Origin of the sequence: Brachybacterium vulturis, from assembly GCF_002407185.1 — a bacterium.
Taxonomy (GTDB): domain Bacteria; phylum Actinomycetota; class Actinomycetes; order Actinomycetales; family Dermabacteraceae; genus Brachybacterium; species Brachybacterium vulturis.
Genome location: NZ_CP023563.1, coordinates 3,664,906 through 3,681,911 on the forward strand (window position 1 = coordinate 3,664,906; position 17,006 = coordinate 3,681,911).

Here is a 17,006-nt window from a genome sequence, read left to right on the forward strand (position 1 = left end):
CTGTCCCGTCCGCGATTCCGGGGAATCGGTGCACCTCCGTGCCCCTAGCTGCGGAGCAGGTGGAGCGCTGAGCCCTTGTGGGCGGCGATGTGGTCGGTCTTGTCGCTGGCGATCTCGTACTGGGGCTCGTCCTCGCTCGCACGGCGGGTATGGCCCTTGTACTCGAAGTCCGTCGTGTGGACCTCGGTGATGGTGCCGGAGACCTGCCCGGCCTCGGAGTTCCAGCCGACATGGTCGCCGACGGAGAACCTCTCACTCATGACGTGCCTCCTCGATCGTCGTGCTCCCCACCGTAGCGCCGGCTCCATCCCGAGCCGGCCGGGCGAGCATGGCCACGCTGAAGTACACCGCCGCCTGTCCCTGATGTGCACGGCAGCGATAGGACCCGCCGGTGGTCACCCGTCCGGAGCCGCCGGCCTCGATGACCTCCACGGCCTCGGCGGTCTCGATCTCGAGCGCCCCTTCGACCACGTGATGCATGAGGCCCGGGAGCGGGATGCCCCCGCCGCCCTCGTAGACGTCCTCCCCCAGCAGCTTCCACTTCCAGGTCTCCACGGAGAGCGTCTCGGTGTCCACGGCGTCCAGCAGCACTGCCCAGCTCCCGGTGCTGGTGGACCAGATCTCGACGCCCTCGGGGGCATCCCCCGCCCCCACCCCCATCAGGGCGGCGAAGGTGGTGCCCAGACCCGCGGCGATGCGGTCCAGGATCGCGACCGACGGGTTCGCCTGACCGAGCTCGATCTGGGTGAGCATGCGGCGGGAGACCTCGCTGAGCTCGGCGAGCGCGCCGACGCTGAGGTCCAGCTCCTGACGGGCGGAGCGGATCCGCTCGCCGAGCTGCTCGACCACCGCGGGCCGCATCCCACCGCTCATCCCGGACCTCCTGCCCGCCTCGCCGCTCACCTCGCTGCCGACCGTCCCCCGAAGCCTAGCGCGAGTGACGGGAACTATATTGCGCACGGCATCGCCTGCGCACTATGTTGCGCAGTGGTGGCATCGTCCCTGCTCCCCACCCATAGAAGGAGGTCCCCCATGGCCGGACACACCGCTCTCGCCCCCGCCGCGCACACCTCGGTGCGTCGGCCCGGCGGACCTCTGCTGCGCTGGTTCGCCTCCTACGGCTCCTTCGCGTTCCCGCAGGCCGCCGCGCCGATCGCGTTCTCGCTGATCGCGCTGCCGCTGACCGGTGATGCCGCGAGCGGTGCGGCGATGATGCTCGCGATGACGATCGCGCAGGTGCTCGGTGCGGTGCCGATCACGCGCTTCGGGCGCCGCTTCTCGCCGGTCCCCTTCCTGCGGGTGCTGATCGGCCTGCGCACGCTCGCACTGGTGGGGATCGCCGTGCTCGCCGGCCTCGGCGCCCCCTTCCCGCTGGTGGTGGCCGGCGCCGCGCTCGCGGGGCTGGTCAACGGCGCCGCCTACGGGACCCTGCGCGCGGTGCTGAACCACTTGGTGGCCGCGGCGCGACTGCCGCGGGCCCTCGGGGTCGCCGCCACGGTCAACGAGGTCATCTTCGTCAGCGCCCCCGTGCTCGCCGCGGCGCTGGGCAGCCTCTCGCCGCAGGCCGCGGCCTGGGCGATGGCGGTGCTGGGGATGGGCCCGATGCTGCTGCTGCCACGGATCGCGACCGCCACCGCACCGGGCCCGGCGCAGCGCCGCAGCCACCTGCGGCTGACCCCGATGATCCTGCTGTGGCTGGTGTGCGGCGGGGCGAGCGCCGGCTCGATCGCCGCCATCGAGATCGGTGCCGTCTCCCTCGCTGTGGGCTTCGGCCTGCCGGCCACCTGGGGTGTGCTGTTCCCCGTCGCGCTCTGCGTGACCTCGATCCTCGGCGGGGTCTGGGTGAGCGTCCACAACCGGATGCCGCGCCGCCGCACCGTGCTGGCCTGGCTCGCGGTGACCGCGCTCGGCGTGGCGGCGGTGGGTTTCGGCCACTCCGTGACCGCCACCGTGATCGGCGCCCTGCTGGTCGGTGCCGTGCTGGCGCCGCTGTCCACCTTCTACTCGCTGGTGCTGGACACGCTGGTCGCGCCCGAGCATCGCGCGGAGGTCTTCGCCCAGCTGCGCACCGCGAACGCCCTGGGCATCATCACCTCCAGCGCACTGCTGTCGCTGGCCAGCCTGCAGGTGACGTATCTGGTGGTGCTGACGCTGATGACGGCGGTGCTGCTGGTGGCCGGGGTGGTCTTCACCGCGGCCTGGGTGAAGGCCCGGCGGCAGCGCCTCGCCCGGGAGGCGGCCGAGCGGCGGGCGCGCGAGGCCTCCATCTCCGTGCCCGCGCCGCACGCCTGAGGAGTCCTCGGCGCCTCCGCTTCAGCGCAGACCGTGCCCCATCGGGTACGCCTCCCCCGTCCCGTCGGCCGTGGGGATCGGGACCGGCAGCGTGCCCTGCAGGGTCACGTCCCCGGCGAGCACCCCGGCGAGCGCCTCGAGACTGCAGTCCGTGGTGCTGTAGGTGGCGAGCGACGCTGCGACCGGGCCCACGTGCACGATGTCGTAGGGATTGCGCAGCGCGGTGTGGACCACAGGGGTGTCGGTCGCGGCGAGCGCCCGGACCATCGCGACCTCGGCGGCGGAGGTCTCGAACCGGGAGGACCGGGTGAGCACCAGCGAGACGTCCGCAGCGGCCGCCGCGGCGACGGCCTGCTCCGGGCTCGCGTCCGCGAGGACGATCGCCTCCAGCCCGTGCGCCGCGAGCGCCCCGGCGACCACGTCCATCATGCCCGCGGAGCCGTCGCCGGTGACCAGCACCGAGGTGCCTGCCGGCAGGGGCACGACGTCCGCGTCGTCGGCGATCAGGGTGATCGAGTCGTCGGCGATCTTCTGGGCGGTGCGCAGCGAGCGATCGGTGCCGAGCGCGTCGGCCGCCGTCGCGGGATCCACGTGCACCGCATCGAACAGACCCCGGCGCATCTTCTGGGCGAGGAGGCGCCGCACCGACTGATCCAGCCGCTCCTCGGTGATCTCGCCGCTGGCGACCGCGTCGCGCACACCGCCGATCGCGACCACGAGGTCCGGCGGCATGAGCATCTGGTCGGCGCCGGCGAGGATCGCCTCGACCGGGACACGGTCGTCGCCGAACAGGGTGCGCACGCCCTCCATCTGCAGGGAATCGGTGACGATCACACCCTCGAAACCGAGCTCCTCGCGCAGCAGACCGGTGAGGATCGGGTGCGAGAGGGTGGCGGGCACCCCGGAGTCGTCCAGTGCCGGGACCATGATGTGCGCGGTCATGATGGTGTCCACGCCCTCCTCGATCGCGCCGATGAAGGGCGGCAGATCGAGGGCGTCGAGCTCCTCGCGGGTGTGGTCGATGACGGGCAGCCCCACGTGGGAGTCGGTCGCGGTGTCGCCGTGCCCGGGGAAGTGCTTTGCCGCGGCCGAGCAGTTCGCCCCCTGGATGCCGCGGATCTGTGCGGCGGCCAGGAGTGCGACCGCCTGCGGGTCCGCCCCCAGCGAGCGCACCCCGATCACCGGGTTGCGCGCCTCGACGTTGACGTCCACCACCGGGGAGAAGGTCTGGTGGAGGCCGACGGCCCGCACCTCGGAGCCGACGAGGTCCCCCGTCTTGCGGGCGTGGGCCCAGGAGCCGGTGGCGCCGAGGGCCATCTGGCCCGGCAGCGGGGTCGCCGGGGCCGGCAGGCGGTGGACCAGGCCCCGCTCCTCGTCTGCGCTGATCACGAGCGGGATCCCGCCGCTCGCGAGGGCGGCGTCCTGGATGTCGTTCGAGAGGGTCGCGATCTGCTCGATGTCCTGCAGGTTGTCGCTCCACACGAAGTAGATCAACCCGCCCACGTGGTGGGTGCGGACGATGTCGGCGATGGTGTCCACCCCGGTGGTGGCGGTGTTCGAGGGGTGCGGTGCGTCGGCCGTGGAGCCGTAGCCGACGGCGACGAACAGCTGGCCGATCTTCTGCTCGATGCTCATGTCGGCGAGGATCTCGTCGATGCGCGCGGGGTGGACGGGGGTGCCGGGGTCGGCGTGGGCGGCGGAGGGCAGCGCCACGGCGGCGCCGGCTCCGGTGAGGGCGGCCGCACCGAGAGCACGGCGGGAGAGGGGGCGGCGAGAGGGATGCCGAGGGGCCATGATCTGCTCCTGCTCAGTAGAGGCGGTAGCTCTGGGTGGTGGCGAAGAAGCGCTGAGCTTCGCGTTCCCAGGCGGCGACGATCGCTTCCGGGCTGTCCCCGGCTTCGAGCATCGCGCGGGTGCGCTTGGTGCCGGAGAGCTTGTCGATCCAGCAGACGTCCTCCTCGGTGCGGCAGTCCTCGCCCTCGCGCCAGTCGACCTCCTCGACGGTCCGCAGCAGCGCGGAGAGCACGTGGATGCCGGTGCGCACGGGCTCGTAGTCCATCGGATCGGTGACGTGCAGCTGCAGGCCGCCGCAGAACTCGCCGGCGTGCTTGGAGGAGACGGGGGTGGCGGACATGGGCCGGTACAGCACGCCCGGCAGCTCCGCGGCCTGCAGCTCCGCGATGATCGCGGCGACGTGCGACTCGGTGAGGAACGGCGCCCCGAACCAGAGGAAGGGCGTGGTGGTGCCGCGGCCCTCGGAGATGTTCAGCGATTCGATCAGGCCCGTGCCCGCGTAGACCACGGCGGTGTCGGCGGTGGGGATGTTCGGGGAGGGCAGCACCCACGGCAGGTCGGCCGCTGCGGGGTCGTCGGCGTCGTAGCCGCTCATCGCGATCACCTCGAGGGTGACGGCGCCGTCGAGGAATTCGCCGTTGAACAGCTGGGCGAGCTCGCCGACGGTGAGGCCGTGGGTCTGGGGGATCTCGCGCAGCCCCACGAAGCTCGACAGCTCCGGCTCGAGCACGAATCCCTCGATGTCGGCGCCCAGCGGGTTCGGGCGGTCCAGCACGAGGAACCGCTTCCCGTTCTCGCCGGCGGCCTCCATCGCGTAGTACATGGTCCAGATGTAGGTAAAGAAGCGGGTGCCGATGTCCTGGATGTCGAAGACCAGCACGTCCACGTCCGCGATCATCTCCGGGGTGGGCTTCTGGGTGTCGCCGTAGAGGGAGCGGACCGGCAGGCCGGTCCTCTCGTCGATGTAGTCGCCGACGGAGCCGCCGGCCGGCTCCGCACCGCGCACCCCGTGCTCGGGGCCGAACAGGGCGACCATCGTGAAGCCGCCGGTGTCCTGCGCCTGGACGAGCAGGTCGATCGTGGAGCGCAGCTCGCGGTCGGTGCCGGTGGGGTTGGTGATCAGACCGACGCGCGCATCACGCAGGGTCTCGAGCGTCTCCGGCTCCAGCAGGTTCTCGACACCGAGGCGGAAGTCGCCGTGGGTGGTGCTGCCCTTGCCCCTGCCCTTGCCCTTGCCGTTGCCGTTGCCGCCAGGAGCGGCGGTGGCGGCGCCGGCGGAGGCGAGGACGGCGCCGGCCGGGAGGGCGCCGAGGGAGGCGAGGAGCCGTCGGCGTCCGGGGCGGGCGGCCCCGTCGTCCTGGCGGGCGGTCGGTCGGGATGCGGGCTGGTTCATGGGGATCTCCGTCGTTGTCGTCGGTTCGTGCACTGAGCAGGGGCGCTCCGGGACAGCACACGATCACCGACCGTACCGGGATGTGCTCTGCGTCACGGGCGGTTCCGAGACTCTCCTTCGGCAACCGGGGCGAACCGGGCTACCGTGTGGTCTGCGCGGCGCCGCCGCCCGCGCTCATCGCGAGGAAGGACTGCTGATGGCAGAGACGGGCAGCTGCTGCGCGGCCGGGCGGGCCGGCATGGAGCCGGCGGACGTCGACGGGGAGGCCCGCAGCGCTCGGAACGCCCCGGCGGACCCCTCGCTCCCCACCATCGCCGCTCCGGTCGCCGAGGTCCGATCCCGTGCCCAGCGGACCGTGCTCATCGAGGCCGGACCCTTCCGGATGGGCACCGAGGACGCGGACCGCAACCCCGGGGACGGCGAGTCCCCCGTGCGCACGGTCGAGGTGCCTGCCTTCCGGATCGACGCCGCCTGCGTGACGGGCGCCGAGTTCGCGGCGTTCGTGACCGAGACCGGCTACGTCACCGAGGCCGAGGAGTTCGGCTGGTCTTTCGTGTTCGGTGCCCTGCTGGAGAAGGAGCTGCGCCGGGCGAGCCGCAAACCGCCGGGCACGCCCTGGTGGCGGGCCGTCGAGGGAGCACGCTGGGATGCGCCCGAGGGTCCGGGAACGGACCTCGCCGGGCGCGGCGGGCATCCGGTGGTGCACGTGTCGCTGCGGGATGCGGAGGCGTTCGCGCACTGGTGCGGGATGCGGCTGCCGCGGGAGGCGGAGTGGGAGAAGGCCGCCCGTGGCGGCCTGGACCAGGCCCGCTACGCGTGGGGCCAGGAGCTCACCCCGGGCGGCGAGCACCGCTGCAACATCTGGCAGGGCGCCTTCCCGGTGCGCAACACCCTCGAGGACGGCCACCTCGGCACCGCGCCGGTGCGCTCGTTCCCGCCCAACGCGTTGGGGCTGTACGAGGTGGCGGGCAACGTGTGGGAGTGGTGCAGCGACGTCTGGACCACGGGGCCTTCGGAGTCGCTCACCGGAGATGTGCGGGTGATGCGCGGCGGCTCGTACCTGTGCCATGACTCGTACTGCAACCGCTACCGGGTCGCGGCGCGCTCCTCCACCGCCGCCGAGGACGCCAGCGGGAACAAGGGGTTCCGCCTCGCGGTCGAGGCCTGAACGCTCAGGCGGCGCGGCGGCCGGCGGCGAGGTCGAGGAGGTGGTCCAGGACGCCCTGTCCCCCGGCGCGCAGGCCGTTGTGCTCGTACTCGCTGGTGACCCAGGGACGCATCCGTGGCAGCAGCGCGGCGGTGGCCATCGAATGCTCGCGCGGCACGTAGGCGTCGTCGTAGTAGACCGCGGCGGCGCCGGGGACGGTGCAGCGACGCAGCGCCTCGGCGTCGTACAGCGCCGGCCATTCGTGCGCGGCGAGCAGATCCGCGGCCTCGGCCCAGACCTCCAGCTCCGGGTCCTCGGCGAAGAGGCTGCGGTGGATGTGCTCCCCGGCCAGCAGCGTCGGGTCCTCCGTCACCGCGGCCGGCTGGGCGCGGTCGCCCGCCCAGCGGGTGGCGATGCCGTCGGCCCAGCAGCTCTCGTGGATCACCGCGTACAGCGGATTGCGCCCGCCGAAGGGCAGCGCCGCGGCGAGGTCATGGGCGAAGGCGGGCGCGGCGGGGTCGAGGTCCAGCAGGAAGTGGAGACGCTCGGCGCCCTGGGAGGCGCCCAGCAGGTGGCCCAGGCGGCGCAGCCGCTCCACCCCGACCCGCTGACCCTCCGGGAGTCGCAGCCGACCGGCGTCCGCGGCGTCGGCGAGGCGGCGGAAGCGGTCGCGGTCCCCCGGGAAGCGGGCCCAGTAGCGCTCGCTGCGGCCGATCATGCCCTGCCAGGTGGCCTGGTAGACCTCGTCCATGCCGGGCCCGACCGTGGGCAGGCCGCCGGTGAACAGCGCCTTCTCCACGCTCCCGGCGGCGGCGCTGAGGTAGCGCAGGGCCGTGAAGCCGCCGAAGGACTGCCCCAGCAGCGACCAGGTCTCGACCTCGAGGTGCTCGCGCAGCAGTTCAGCGTCGTGCACGATCGCGTCGGCCCGGAAGTGTGTGAGGTACTGCGCCTGCTGCGAGGCGGTCGCCTCGCGCAGGGTCGCGGCGCCCGGGATCGCGCCCCCGGGCAGCGCGGTGTCGGGGCCGACGGGGGTGGAGCGGCCGGTGCCGCGCTGGTCGAGCATCACCACCCGGTGCTCGCGCAGCGCACGGGCGAGCCACCCGGGCGACGACGCCTCGAGCGGGCGCGGGGCCTCGGAGCCGGGACCGCCCTGCATGAAGACGAGATACGGGCGGTCCTCGCCGCCGTCGGCCGTGACGACCCGGGCGAACAGCTCGAGCTGCGCACCCGTGGGAGCCGCATGGTCGAGCGGCACCGGCAGGGTGACATCGCTCAGCTGCAGTCCGGGCAGGGTCCAGCGCTGGATCATCGGGGTGGCCGTCATCGTTCTCCGTCGGTCTCGCGAGTGGTGGTGCCGGGGAAGAACTCCCAGTCGAAGGTGTGCAGGGCGCCGGGCCGGCTCTCCCGGTCCACGGCCCGGTCCACGATGATCGCCGAGAGCCGGGCGAACACGTCGTCGACGCCGTAGTAGCTGATGGGGCCGAAGAACTCGGTGGACGCGGGGATGTCACCGATCGAGAGGAACTCCAGATCGTCCGGGACCCGCAGCCCGACCCGCTCGGCCGCGACCTGCAGCGCGACGGCCTGATAGCCGGTAAAGCAGAGGACGGCCTCGGGCCGGTCCGGCCCGGAGAGCCATGCGAGCCCGGCGACGAAGGTCTCATGACTGCCATCGGGGACGATGTGCACCAGCTGCTCGGCGGGGCCATCACCGTGCCCGCGCGCCGCGTCGAGGAAGGCGCGGGTGCGCGGATGCGCCAAGGTGCCGCCGACCCGCCGCGAGAGGTCCGGTGCGAGCAAGTGCACCCGGTCGTGGCGCGCGCGGAGCTGGGCATAGGCACGACCGATCGCCGAGATCGGGGTGGAGGCGACCACGTCGAAGTCCTCGGGCTCCATCTCGGCGCTGAAGGCGACGATCCCGGTCTGGGTCGAGGCGGCGAGGCGCCGCACCCGCTGCGGGCCCTGCTCGACGAAGTCGATGCTGGTGATGAAGGCTGCGTCCGCCGAGGCTCCCACCAGGTATTCGAACCAGCGCTCATCGGCGAGGACCAGCGTGGAGAGGTCGTGGCGCAGCGCGACGTCGCGCACCTTCGCGGTGAGCTGCACGCCCCAGGGGTCGTCCAGCGTGCCCAGGGCCATCACGATGCCGCCGCCCCGCCCCGTGCGCATCGCCTGCGCGTGACGGTTGGGGACGTAGCCCAGCTCGGCCGCGGCCGCGCGCACCTTCTCCTTGGTGGCGGCCGATCCCGCCGAGCGGGAGGCGCCGCGGCCGGAGAGCACGAAGGAGGCGGTGGCGAGGGAGACCCCGGCGGCGCGGGCGACGTCGGCGAGGGTCGCCGTCCCACGAGACGAGGGCGCCGGAGCGGCGGGCCCGGGATCGTGGTCCGTGCGCGGCATCGTGGAAACCCCCTCGAGAACTGCCGCACGGCGTCGCACGGCGAATGGTCGACGGGACCGAGTCTACCGGCCGGTCTCCGCGCTCGATCCAGCGCCCCGACGGTCAGGACGAGGCGCCGCCGGTGAGCCAGGCCAGCGCCGGCCCCACGGTGTTCAGCGCGATGAGCACCCCGATGATGCCCACCACCCAGGAGAGGGAGCCGGCGGCGTTCTTCACCGCCCACTCGTGGACACGGTCGAGGAGGGCATCGGCCCGGCCGCCGAGCAGGGCCCGCACCCCGCACAGCAGCGCGGCGGGCAGCACCATCACGACGCAGTAGCCCAGCAGGAGCAGGGAGCCGGAGGCGAGGCCCACCTCCATGTCGGCGAGGATGCCCATCGCCGCGAGGTACGGGATCATCGAGGCCGCCTCGATGACGCCCGCCGTGAGGGCCAGGCCGATCAGGAGGGAGGGCCTGCCGGAGGCGCGGCGGGCACGGGAGGTCCAGCGGCGCGCCGCGGCCTCGGGGTCGCCGCCTCGCCGGGCGATGGCCTTGGGATCCAGGCGGAAGGACCAGATGACCAGCAGCACGCCGGCCACGGCGAGCACCAGCATCACCTGCGGGGCGGCCAGCAGATGCGCGACGGAGCCCAGCAGCGGCAGCAGCCCGGCCAGCAGCACGATGCCCAGCAGCAGGTAGAACACCCCGATCACCGCCAGGTACAGCAGGGTGCGGCCGGCCACCCGCAGCGCCCCGCCCCGGCCCACCACGAGCAGGATCACGGGGATCACCAGGGTGCCGATCGAGGTGGAGTCCACCAGGGCGAGCAGGACCAGGCCGAGCGGGCCGGCGGCGTCCATCAACGATTCCATGTCCTCCATGCTCCCGTCGGCCGGGCCACCGGGGCCTCCTCCCTTGGGAGGAGGTGTGCGCCGCCCCGGGCCGGCAGGGCGTTCCCGCCGTACGCTCGGAGCATGTCCCGCGCACCGGCTCCCCCTGGCCCCGGCCCGGCGACCCCGCCCGCGGCGGGACGGGACCTGCTCGTGGTGGGCATGTACATGCTGCTGGTGCTGGTGCTCGCGGTCTCCGGCGTCGCGAACTCCGGCGTCCTGCTCCAGGGCGGCGCCTGGCCGCGCGAGGTCTCGGTGGCACTGATGCTCGCCGCCTGCCTGAGCCTGCTCTGGCGGCGCCGGCGCCCGGTGGTCACCCTCGCGGTGGCCGGTCCGCTCAGCCTCGTCGAGATCCTCGCGGGTGGGCAGCTCTCGGCGTACTTCCTGCTGTTCGAGGCGCTGTTCGTCCCGGTCATGCACGGCAGCCGGCACCTGGCCCGGGTGACCACCTGGCTCGCGTCCGCGGTCGGTGTGCTCGCGGTGCTGGCCGGGCTGCTCGTCCGGGCGCCCGGCGAGGTCGTGTTCCTGATCCTGCTGGTGGCCGCGCTGCTGATCTCGACCCCGCTGCTGTGGGGCTGGGAGGTGCGCCACCACCGCGAGGCCCGACGGGTCGCCGAGCATCTCGCCGGGCTCGAGCACGAGCTCGCCGCCACCCGGGCGGCCGGCGCGGTGGAGGCCGAGCGGCGCAGCATCGCCCATGACCTGCACGACGTGATCGCCGGGCATCTCAGCGCCGTGTCCCTGCACACCAGCCTGGCCTCGTCCCTCGAGGACCCGGCCGCGCGAGACGGCTCCCTGAGAACCGCGCGGGAGTCGGCGCATGCGGCGCTGCGCGACCTGCGCTCGATGATCGGGGTGCTCTCCACCGAGGAGGAGGGCTCCCTGCCGTCGGCGACCCTCGACTGGTCCTCGCTCGCCTCACGGCTGCGGGGCCGGGACCCGGAGGCGCAGGTCAGCATCGACCCGGCCCTCAGCGATGCCGCGGAGGTGGAGCCCGCGGTGGCGGCCGCGCTGCTGAGGATCGGGGCCGAGGCCGTCACCAACGCGGTGCGCCACGGCCGGGCACCGCTCTCGATGGAGGCGCGGGTGGAGCCGGCGGGGGTGCGATTCTCGCTGCGCAATCGACGAGCGTCACCGAGCACGACCGGCACCGGGATGGGGCGCGGAGCGATCGCGCACCGGGCCGCGGCGGTGGGTGGCAGCGCGAGCTCGACCCCGACGCCGACCGACGGCGCAGGGGCCGACACCTGGCAGGTGCTCGCCCGGCTGCCGCTGCGGGTCGATGGCGACGTCATCCGCCCTGATCCCGACCGTGTCGCCGAGGAGCCCCGCCCATGACCTGCCCGCCCCGCGACGACAGCGCCGCTGCGGCACCGGCCCCGCCGATCCGGGTGGTGGTGGCCGAGGACCATCCGGCCGTGCGCTCCGGCCTGGTGGCGCTGCTGGGCTCCGTCGCGGACATCACCGTGGTCGCCGAGGCGGCCGACGGCGACGCCGCGGTGGCCGCCACCCGTGAGCACCGGCCGGACGTGGTCCTCACCGACGTGCGCATGCCGGGAGCCACCGGCATCGAGATCACCCCGCAGCTGCGCGAGACCGGCGCGAACGTGCTGGTGATCTCCGGATTCGACCTGGACGACTACGTGCTCGGCGCGCTCCGGGCCGGAGCCGACGGGTATCTGGTGAAGACCGAGGACCCGCAGCGGATCCTCGCCGCGGTGCGGGACGTGCACCGCGGTGATGCGGTGCTCTCCGCGAGAGCGACCCGAGCCGTGCTCGAGGCGCTGCAGGGACGGGAGACGGACGCGCCCTCGGCCGCGGAGCCGCCCGCCCCGCCCGGACCCGCTCCCCGCTTCACCCGCCGGGAGGAGGATGTGCTCGCCCTGGTCGCGCAGGGCAGGACGAACCAGCAGATCGCCAGCGAGCTGTTCGTCGAGGTCACCACGGTGAAGTCGCACCTCTCCCATGCGCTGGTGAAGCTGCAGCTGGAGTCCCGGGTGCAGGCGGCGCTGTGGTGGCAGCAGCACCGGAGGTGAGCCCGGCGGCGCGTCTCATATCACGGTGACGAGAAGTGGGTCGCCGTGACAGGATCACGGTGGCCGCGGACGGTGTCCGTCGGCCCACCGGATGGTGACCCGACTGCTCCGCCCCCTCTCGGACGCGCGCGGACAGGGCGGGTTCCGGCCCTCTGGTACCTCGATGAAGAAAGCACGTCTGCCCTCATGACGACGCACACGCCCACCCCCACTGGAGAGTTCCCCGCCCTCGAATCCTCCGGCGCCCGCGCCTCGGGAGCCGACGCCCACGAGCCCGCGAGCGTCACCGTCACCCCGATCATCGCGGTGCTGGTGGTCTCCGCCTTCGTGATGATCCTCAACGAGACGATGCTGTCGGTCGCACTGCCGGTGCTGATGGCGGACCTCACGATCACCGCGGTCACCGCGCAGTGGCTCTCCACCGGATTCATGCTGACGATGGCGGTGGTCATCCCGACCACCGGCTTCCTCATGAAGCGGCTGTCCACCCGCACCGTGTTCACCACCGCGATGCTGCTGTTCCTGGTCGGCACCCTCGTCGCCGCGGCGGCCCCCACCTTCACGGTGCTGCTGGGCGCACGCGTGGTGCAGGCCGCGGGCACCGCGATGGTGCTGCCGCTGCTGATGACCACGATCCTCGCGCTGGTGCCGCTGCGCGCCCGCGGCCTGGTGATGGGGCTGGTGGGCGTGGTCATCTCCGCCGCGCCGGCGCTCGGCCCGTCGATCTCCGGGTTCATCCTCGAGCACTGGTCCTGGCACCGCCTGTTCGTGATGATGCTGCCGATCATCGTGGTCGCCCTGGTCATCGGCCTGCTGTTCATGCGCAACTACACCGATCCCGAGAAGGTGGGACTGGACGTCGTCTCGGTGGTCCTGTCCGCGATCGGCTTCGGCGGCATGATCTACGCGCTGGCCTCGATCAGCGCCGTCGTCGACGGCAGCAACCGCGTGATGCCCCTGATCGTGCTCACGGTGGGCGCGCTGTCGCTGGCGCTGTTCACCTCCCGCCAGGTGCGCCGGCGGGCCCGCGGCCAGGAGCCGCTGCTGGACCTGCGACCGCTGAAGGTCCGCACCTTCTCGGTGTCGGTGCTGGTGATCCTGCTGAGCTTCGCCACCATGCTCGGCACCGTCGTGGCGCTGCCGCTGTACATGACCGGTGCGCTGGGCATGTCCACGTTCACGGTGGGCCTGACCATGCTCCCCGGCGCGGCCGCCTCCGGCGTGCTGGGCCCGCTGGTCGGCGCCGCCTTCGACCGGGTGGGTCCGCGCCCGCTCGTGGTCCCCGGCGCCGCGCTGATGGCCCTGGCGTGCTGGCTCGAGGTGCTGCTGCTGGACGGCGACTCCACCCAGGGCCTGATCATCGCGCTGAACATCCCGCTCGGCATCGGCATGGCCATGGTCATGACCCCGCTGATGGCGCTGTCCCTCGGGGCGCTGCCGCGGTCGCTGTACGGTCACGGCTCCGCCATCCTCAACACCCTGCAGCAGCTCGCCGCGGCGCTGGGCACGGCCGTGTTCATCGCGCTGCTCACCCTCGGCTCCGCCGTCGCGGCAGAGGCCGGGGCCTCCGCGAGCGCCGCCCAGGCCGGCGGCGCCGGCTGGGCCTTCGCCTTCGGCGGGGTGCTGACCACTGCCGCGACGGTGCTCGCCCTGACGCTCAGGAACACAGCGGCAGAGGACGAGCCGGCCGCCTGAGCGGGCGGCGCAGCGCTACTGCTCGAAGGACCCCTGTCGATCCTCGCTGCCCAGCGGTCTGTTCTGCCCCCTGCCGGTGACCGGCAGCTCCCAGCCGTCCAGCTCGGGTTCGCCGCACCGGGCGAACCGCTCGCGCAGGCGCGCGGCCAGATCGTCCCGCACCGCGGCGACCGCCGGGTCCGAGGAGAGGTCGTGCTCCTCCTCGGGATCGGTCTCGAGGTCGTACAGCTCCTCGGGCCCCTCGTGGCGCGAGACGTACTTCCACCGCTCGGTGCGGAGCATGCGGTTGCCGCCGTACTCGTCCAGGACCAGGATCTCCGACGGCAGGGGCTCGACGGGCTGCTCGCCGGGGGTGAGCAGAGCGGCGATGCTGCGCCCGAGGCGCAGCGGATCCGGCGGCGCGGTGACGCCGGCGAGCTCCAGCACCGTCTCGAACACGCTGGTGGCGCTGACCAGGTGATCGCTCACCCGCCCGGCCGCGATCCGACCCGGCCCCCAGGCGATGAACGGGACCCGGATCGAGTTCTCCCAGAAGTTCAGGGGGAAGGTGCCGTTCCCCTTGCCCCAGATGCCATGGTGCCCGCAGGAGAAGCCGTTGTCGGAGGTGAACAGCACGATCGTGTTCTCCAGCAGCCCCTGCTCCTCCGCCTCGGCGAGGACCCGGGCCAGCATCCGATCGATGCCGGTGACCGCGGCGGCGTAGCCGGCCAGATTCCGGTGGCGGTGCTCGACCGGATCCGCGACGACGCGGCCGTTGGACCACGGATGCGGCGCAGGCGCCGGGACCGAGGGGAAATCGGTGTCGGCGTACAGGTCCACGAGCTCGTCGGGGTGGTTGCCGTTCGTCCACGGTGCGTGCGGGGCCGTGGTGGCCAGCTGCAGGAAGAACGGTCTCCCCTCTCCCTCGGCGGCATGGCGGCGCAGGAAGTCCACCCCGTGGTCCCCGACCGCGTCCGTGAAGTAGCGCGGCTCCTCGGCCTCGCGCGGCTCGGCGGTGGTGCGGCCGGTCTCCTCGTCGAACTCCCAGATCGGGGCGTCGTAGTAGGAGCTGCCGCCGAGCCGGTGCGGGTACCAGTACTCGTAGCCGGCGGCGGGTTCGTGGGAGCTGCCCACATGCCATTTCCCGGCCAGGCCGCAGTGGTAGCCACCCGCCGCCAGCGCCTGGGGAAGAGTGGGGAGGCCGTCGATGTAGGCACTCTGCGGTCCCGGGGTCTCGACCCCTTCCGGGCGCAGCCAGTCATGCACGCCGTGGGCCGACGGCATCCGGCCGGTCAGCAGGGAGGCGCGGGCCGGGGAGCACACCGGGGACGCGCAGAAGAACCGCTCCAGGTAGGTGCCCTCGGCGGCGAGCCGGTCCAGGGTCGGGGTGAGGAGCTCGGGGGTCTCCCGTCCCAGTGCCCAGGGTCCCTGGTCGTCGGTCAGGATGAACAGGATGTTCGGGGCATCGTTCATGGGGCTGCTTCTTCCGGTCGGTGAGGTCCGACCCACTCTAGATGAAACACCCGATGATTATTCGGTCCTGTCCAGATCGACGGCCGGAATCGTCGGCGGATCGCACATCGCGCCTACAGAGATCCCCTCTCTCGGCGTGCAGGGGGCGCGGAATCGTCCGGGTCGATCGCCGGGCAGAGCGGGCGAGGCGTCCAGCCCTCGGCCCAGGGCTGCGCCGTGACCGTCACGTCGAGGTGGGCGTCCTCGTCACCGCTGCCGCCGCCCGCGCAGAAGGAGGTGCGGTGGCTGGACCAGCCGGGGGCCAGCACGGCCTCGAAGGAGCCGTCGACGATCGAGAGGATCAAGCAGTCCAGCTCCTCGAGCAGGTCGCGGGAGCCCGAGTCGCAGGCATCGCAGCCGCAGTCCGGGGTGGTGCTCACCGGGACCGGCGGCTCGCCGACGCCGACGACCAGGCCCATGATCAGGGCATCCGGGCCGGTGAGGTCGCCGCTGCCGGTCGCTTCGTCCGGTGAGGTGCGGGCGAGGACCAGGGGCTGCGCGCCGGGCCGACGGGGGCGCAGCACGGTGGTGCGGTACCGGTCGACGTACGGCTTGACGGCCCAGACGATCCCGGCGCCGTCGTCGACGTCGACGTCGGCCCAGCCGCGGGCGGTGAGCACGCGTGTCCAGGCCTCGGCCCGGGTCCAGAAGATCCGGTACTTGCCGGGGTCCAGGCAGCGGCTGTACTCCTCCTCGCGGCTGTCGCGCAGCTCGCCGCCGGCGCTCAGGTGCGGGTCCTCCCAGGCGGGGGTGTCGGTGCCGGTCTGCGCGAAGGCGTCCTCCACCTCGGTGAGCAGCTGCAGGAGGGCGTCGGAGAACGGCGGGCCGGCATCGGCCCATGCCTCGGATCCGTCCTGGGCGAGCTCGCACAGCAGGGCATGCTGCTGCTCCCACCAGGTCGGAGCGGGCGTCGTGACCATGGACCGACTGTATCCGGGTCCGGTGCGGGCGGTGATTGAAGACGTCCGGCGCCTCTGACAGGCTCTCCCCCATGACTGCGACGCCCGAGGCGGCGGCCCTCGACCCCGCGCTGCGCGCCTGGCTCTCCCCCGTGGTCGGCGAGGTCTCACTGGTGCAGACCCTGACCGGCGGCATCACGGGACAGATGCTGCAGCTGCGGCGCGCCGACGCTCAGGGCGACCTCGTCGTGCGGCGCTGGCCGGGGGAACGCGGCAGCGACCAGGCGATGGTGCGCCGCGAGGTCGCCGGGCTGGAGGCCCTGGCCGACGTCGGCCTGCCGGTCCCCACGCTGCTGGCCGCCGACCCCGAGGGCACTGCCACCGGCCGGCCGACGACGCTCACGCGCTTCCTGCCCGGCAGGGTGGAGCTCGCCCCTGTGGACCGGCGCGCCTGGGTGCACCGACTCGCCGCGATGCTGGCACAGATCCATGCGGTGCCGCCGCCGGCGCTCGCCGCGTGCGAGCCCGCGAACCCCGCCGAGCTGTCCTGGCTGGCGCAGGACGGCGACCCGGGACTGGCCCGAGCCGCCCGCGAGCTCGCCGCCGGCCCCGCCGATCCCGACCGTGCAGTGCTCAGCCACGGCGACTATCAGCACTTCAACGTGCTCTGGCGCGACGAGGAGATCTCGGCGGTGGTGGACTGGCCCACCGTCGGTCTCGCGGACCGCGGCGTGGACGTGGGCCATTGCCGGCTCAACCTCGCCGTGCTGTTCTCCGCCGAGGCCGCGATGGGGTTCCTCGCCGACTACGAGGAGCTCGCCGGGGTGCGGATCGATCCGGCCTCCGACATGGAGCGGCTGCTGAACTTCGGCCCGCACTGGCGCGAGTTCATCCCGTTCCAGGTCCTCGGCCGCGCTCCCGTCGACGGCCCCGGGATGGCCGACCGGGTCCGCGAGACGATCGTAGCCACCCTGCGGCGCGCCGGCTGAGG

At 73.1% G+C, this 17,006-nt stretch carries 15 protein-coding genes; 6 read left to right on the forward strand and 9 right to left on the reverse strand.

What is annotated here, in order from left to right; genetic code table 11:
* Nucleotides 1–44 precede the first annotated feature (44 nt).
* Entirely contained in the window at nucleotides 45–260 is a 216-nt protein-coding gene (locus CFK38_RS16475; protein ID WP_096804046.1) for a hypervirulence associated TUDOR domain-containing protein, read from the reverse strand.
* The gene (locus tag CFK38_RS16480; protein ID WP_096804047.1) at nucleotides 253–873 is read right to left on the reverse strand and encodes a helix-turn-helix domain-containing protein; all 621 of its coding nucleotides are present in this window, start codon (nucleotides 871–873) and stop codon (nucleotides 253–255) included. The genes CFK38_RS16475 and CFK38_RS16480 overlap by 8 nt, the downstream gene beginning before the upstream one ends.
* 159 nt (nucleotides 874–1,032) lie before the next feature.
* On the opposite strand from CFK38_RS16480, the gene CFK38_RS16485 reads away from it, so the two are divergent.
* Complete coding sequence (locus CFK38_RS16485) at nucleotides 1,033–2,292, forward strand: MFS transporter (protein ID WP_096804048.1); 1,260 nt, start codon at nucleotides 1,033–1,035, stop codon at nucleotides 2,290–2,292.
* Between the two features lie 21 nt (nucleotides 2,293–2,313).
* Here the strand turns inward: CFK38_RS16485 and CFK38_RS16490 are convergent, their stop codons facing one another.
* Entirely contained in the window at nucleotides 2,314–4,086 is a 1,773-nt protein-coding gene (locus tag CFK38_RS16490) for a glycoside hydrolase family 3 protein (protein ID WP_096804049.1), read from the reverse strand.
* A 13-nt stretch (nucleotides 4,087–4,099) separates the two neighbouring features.
* On the reverse strand, nucleotides 4,100–5,479 hold the full coding sequence (locus CFK38_RS16495; RefSeq protein ID WP_096804050.1) for an exo-beta-N-acetylmuramidase NamZ family protein: 1,380 nt from the start codon (nucleotides 5,477–5,479) through the stop codon (nucleotides 4,100–4,102).
* Between the two features lie 196 nt (nucleotides 5,480–5,675).
* Between CFK38_RS16495 and CFK38_RS16500 the strand changes: the two genes are divergently transcribed.
* A complete protein-coding gene (locus tag CFK38_RS16500) occupies nucleotides 5,676–6,647 on the forward strand; it encodes a formylglycine-generating enzyme family protein (RefSeq protein ID WP_172895823.1) in 972 nt (323 codons plus the stop codon).
* 4 nt (nucleotides 6,648–6,651) lie between these two features.
* Here the strand turns inward: CFK38_RS16500 and CFK38_RS16505 are convergent, their stop codons facing one another.
* From CFK38_RS16505 to CFK38_RS16515, 3 genes are all read right to left on the reverse strand, one after another.
* The gene (locus tag CFK38_RS16505) at nucleotides 6,652–7,950 is read right to left on the reverse strand and encodes an alpha/beta fold hydrolase (protein WP_218192319.1); all 1,299 of its coding nucleotides are present in this window, start codon (nucleotides 7,948–7,950) and stop codon (nucleotides 6,652–6,654) included.
* Nucleotides 7,947–9,023, reverse strand: coding sequence for a LacI family DNA-binding transcriptional regulator (locus CFK38_RS16510; RefSeq protein ID WP_096804051.1), 1,077 nt, complete (start codon nucleotides 9,021–9,023; stop codon nucleotides 7,947–7,949). Before CFK38_RS16510 ends, CFK38_RS16505 begins: the two co-directional genes overlap by 4 nt.
* Before the next feature lie 103 nt (nucleotides 9,024–9,126).
* Entirely contained in the window at nucleotides 9,127–9,876 is a 750-nt protein-coding gene (locus tag CFK38_RS16515) for a GAP family protein (protein WP_096804430.1), read from the reverse strand.
* Between the two features lie 102 nt (nucleotides 9,877–9,978).
* Here CFK38_RS16515 and CFK38_RS16520 point away from each other — a divergent pair, with 102 nt between their 5' ends.
* The 3 genes from CFK38_RS16520 to CFK38_RS16530 all read left to right on the forward strand — a co-directional run bounded on the left by CFK38_RS16520 (nucleotide 9,979) and on the right by CFK38_RS16530 (nucleotide 13,625).
* Nucleotides 9,979–11,232: a sensor histidine kinase gene (locus CFK38_RS16520; RefSeq protein WP_096804052.1), complete on the forward strand. Its 1,254-nt coding sequence runs from the start codon at nucleotides 9,979–9,981 to the stop codon at nucleotides 11,230–11,232.
* On the forward strand, nucleotides 11,229–11,930 hold the full coding sequence (locus tag CFK38_RS16525; protein WP_096804053.1) for a response regulator: 702 nt from the start codon (nucleotides 11,229–11,231) through the stop codon (nucleotides 11,928–11,930). The genes CFK38_RS16520 and CFK38_RS16525 overlap by 4 nt, the downstream gene beginning before the upstream one ends.
* A 186-nt stretch (nucleotides 11,931–12,116) precedes the next feature.
* Nucleotides 12,117–13,625, forward strand: coding sequence for a DHA2 family efflux MFS transporter permease subunit (locus CFK38_RS16530; protein WP_096804054.1), 1,509 nt, complete (start codon nucleotides 12,117–12,119; stop codon nucleotides 13,623–13,625).
* A gap of 15 nt (nucleotides 13,626–13,640) precedes the next feature.
* Here CFK38_RS16530 and CFK38_RS16535 read toward each other — a convergent pair whose 3' ends face one another.
* A complete protein-coding gene (locus CFK38_RS16535; RefSeq protein ID WP_096804055.1) occupies nucleotides 13,641–15,077 on the reverse strand; it encodes a sulfatase family protein in 1,437 nt (478 codons plus the stop codon).
* Nucleotides 15,078–15,190: 113 nt separating this feature from the next.
* A complete protein-coding gene (locus tag CFK38_RS16540; protein ID WP_096804056.1) occupies nucleotides 15,191–16,036 on the reverse strand; it encodes a DUF6226 family protein in 846 nt (281 codons plus the stop codon).
* Between the two features lie 71 nt (nucleotides 16,037–16,107).
* Here CFK38_RS16540 and CFK38_RS16545 point away from each other — a divergent pair, with 71 nt between their 5' ends.
* The gene (locus tag CFK38_RS16545; RefSeq protein ID WP_096804057.1) at nucleotides 16,108–17,004 is read left to right on the forward strand and encodes a phosphotransferase; all 897 of its coding nucleotides are present in this window, start codon (nucleotides 16,108–16,110) and stop codon (nucleotides 17,002–17,004) included.
* The last annotated feature ends 2 nt before the right edge of the window (nucleotides 17,005–17,006 follow it).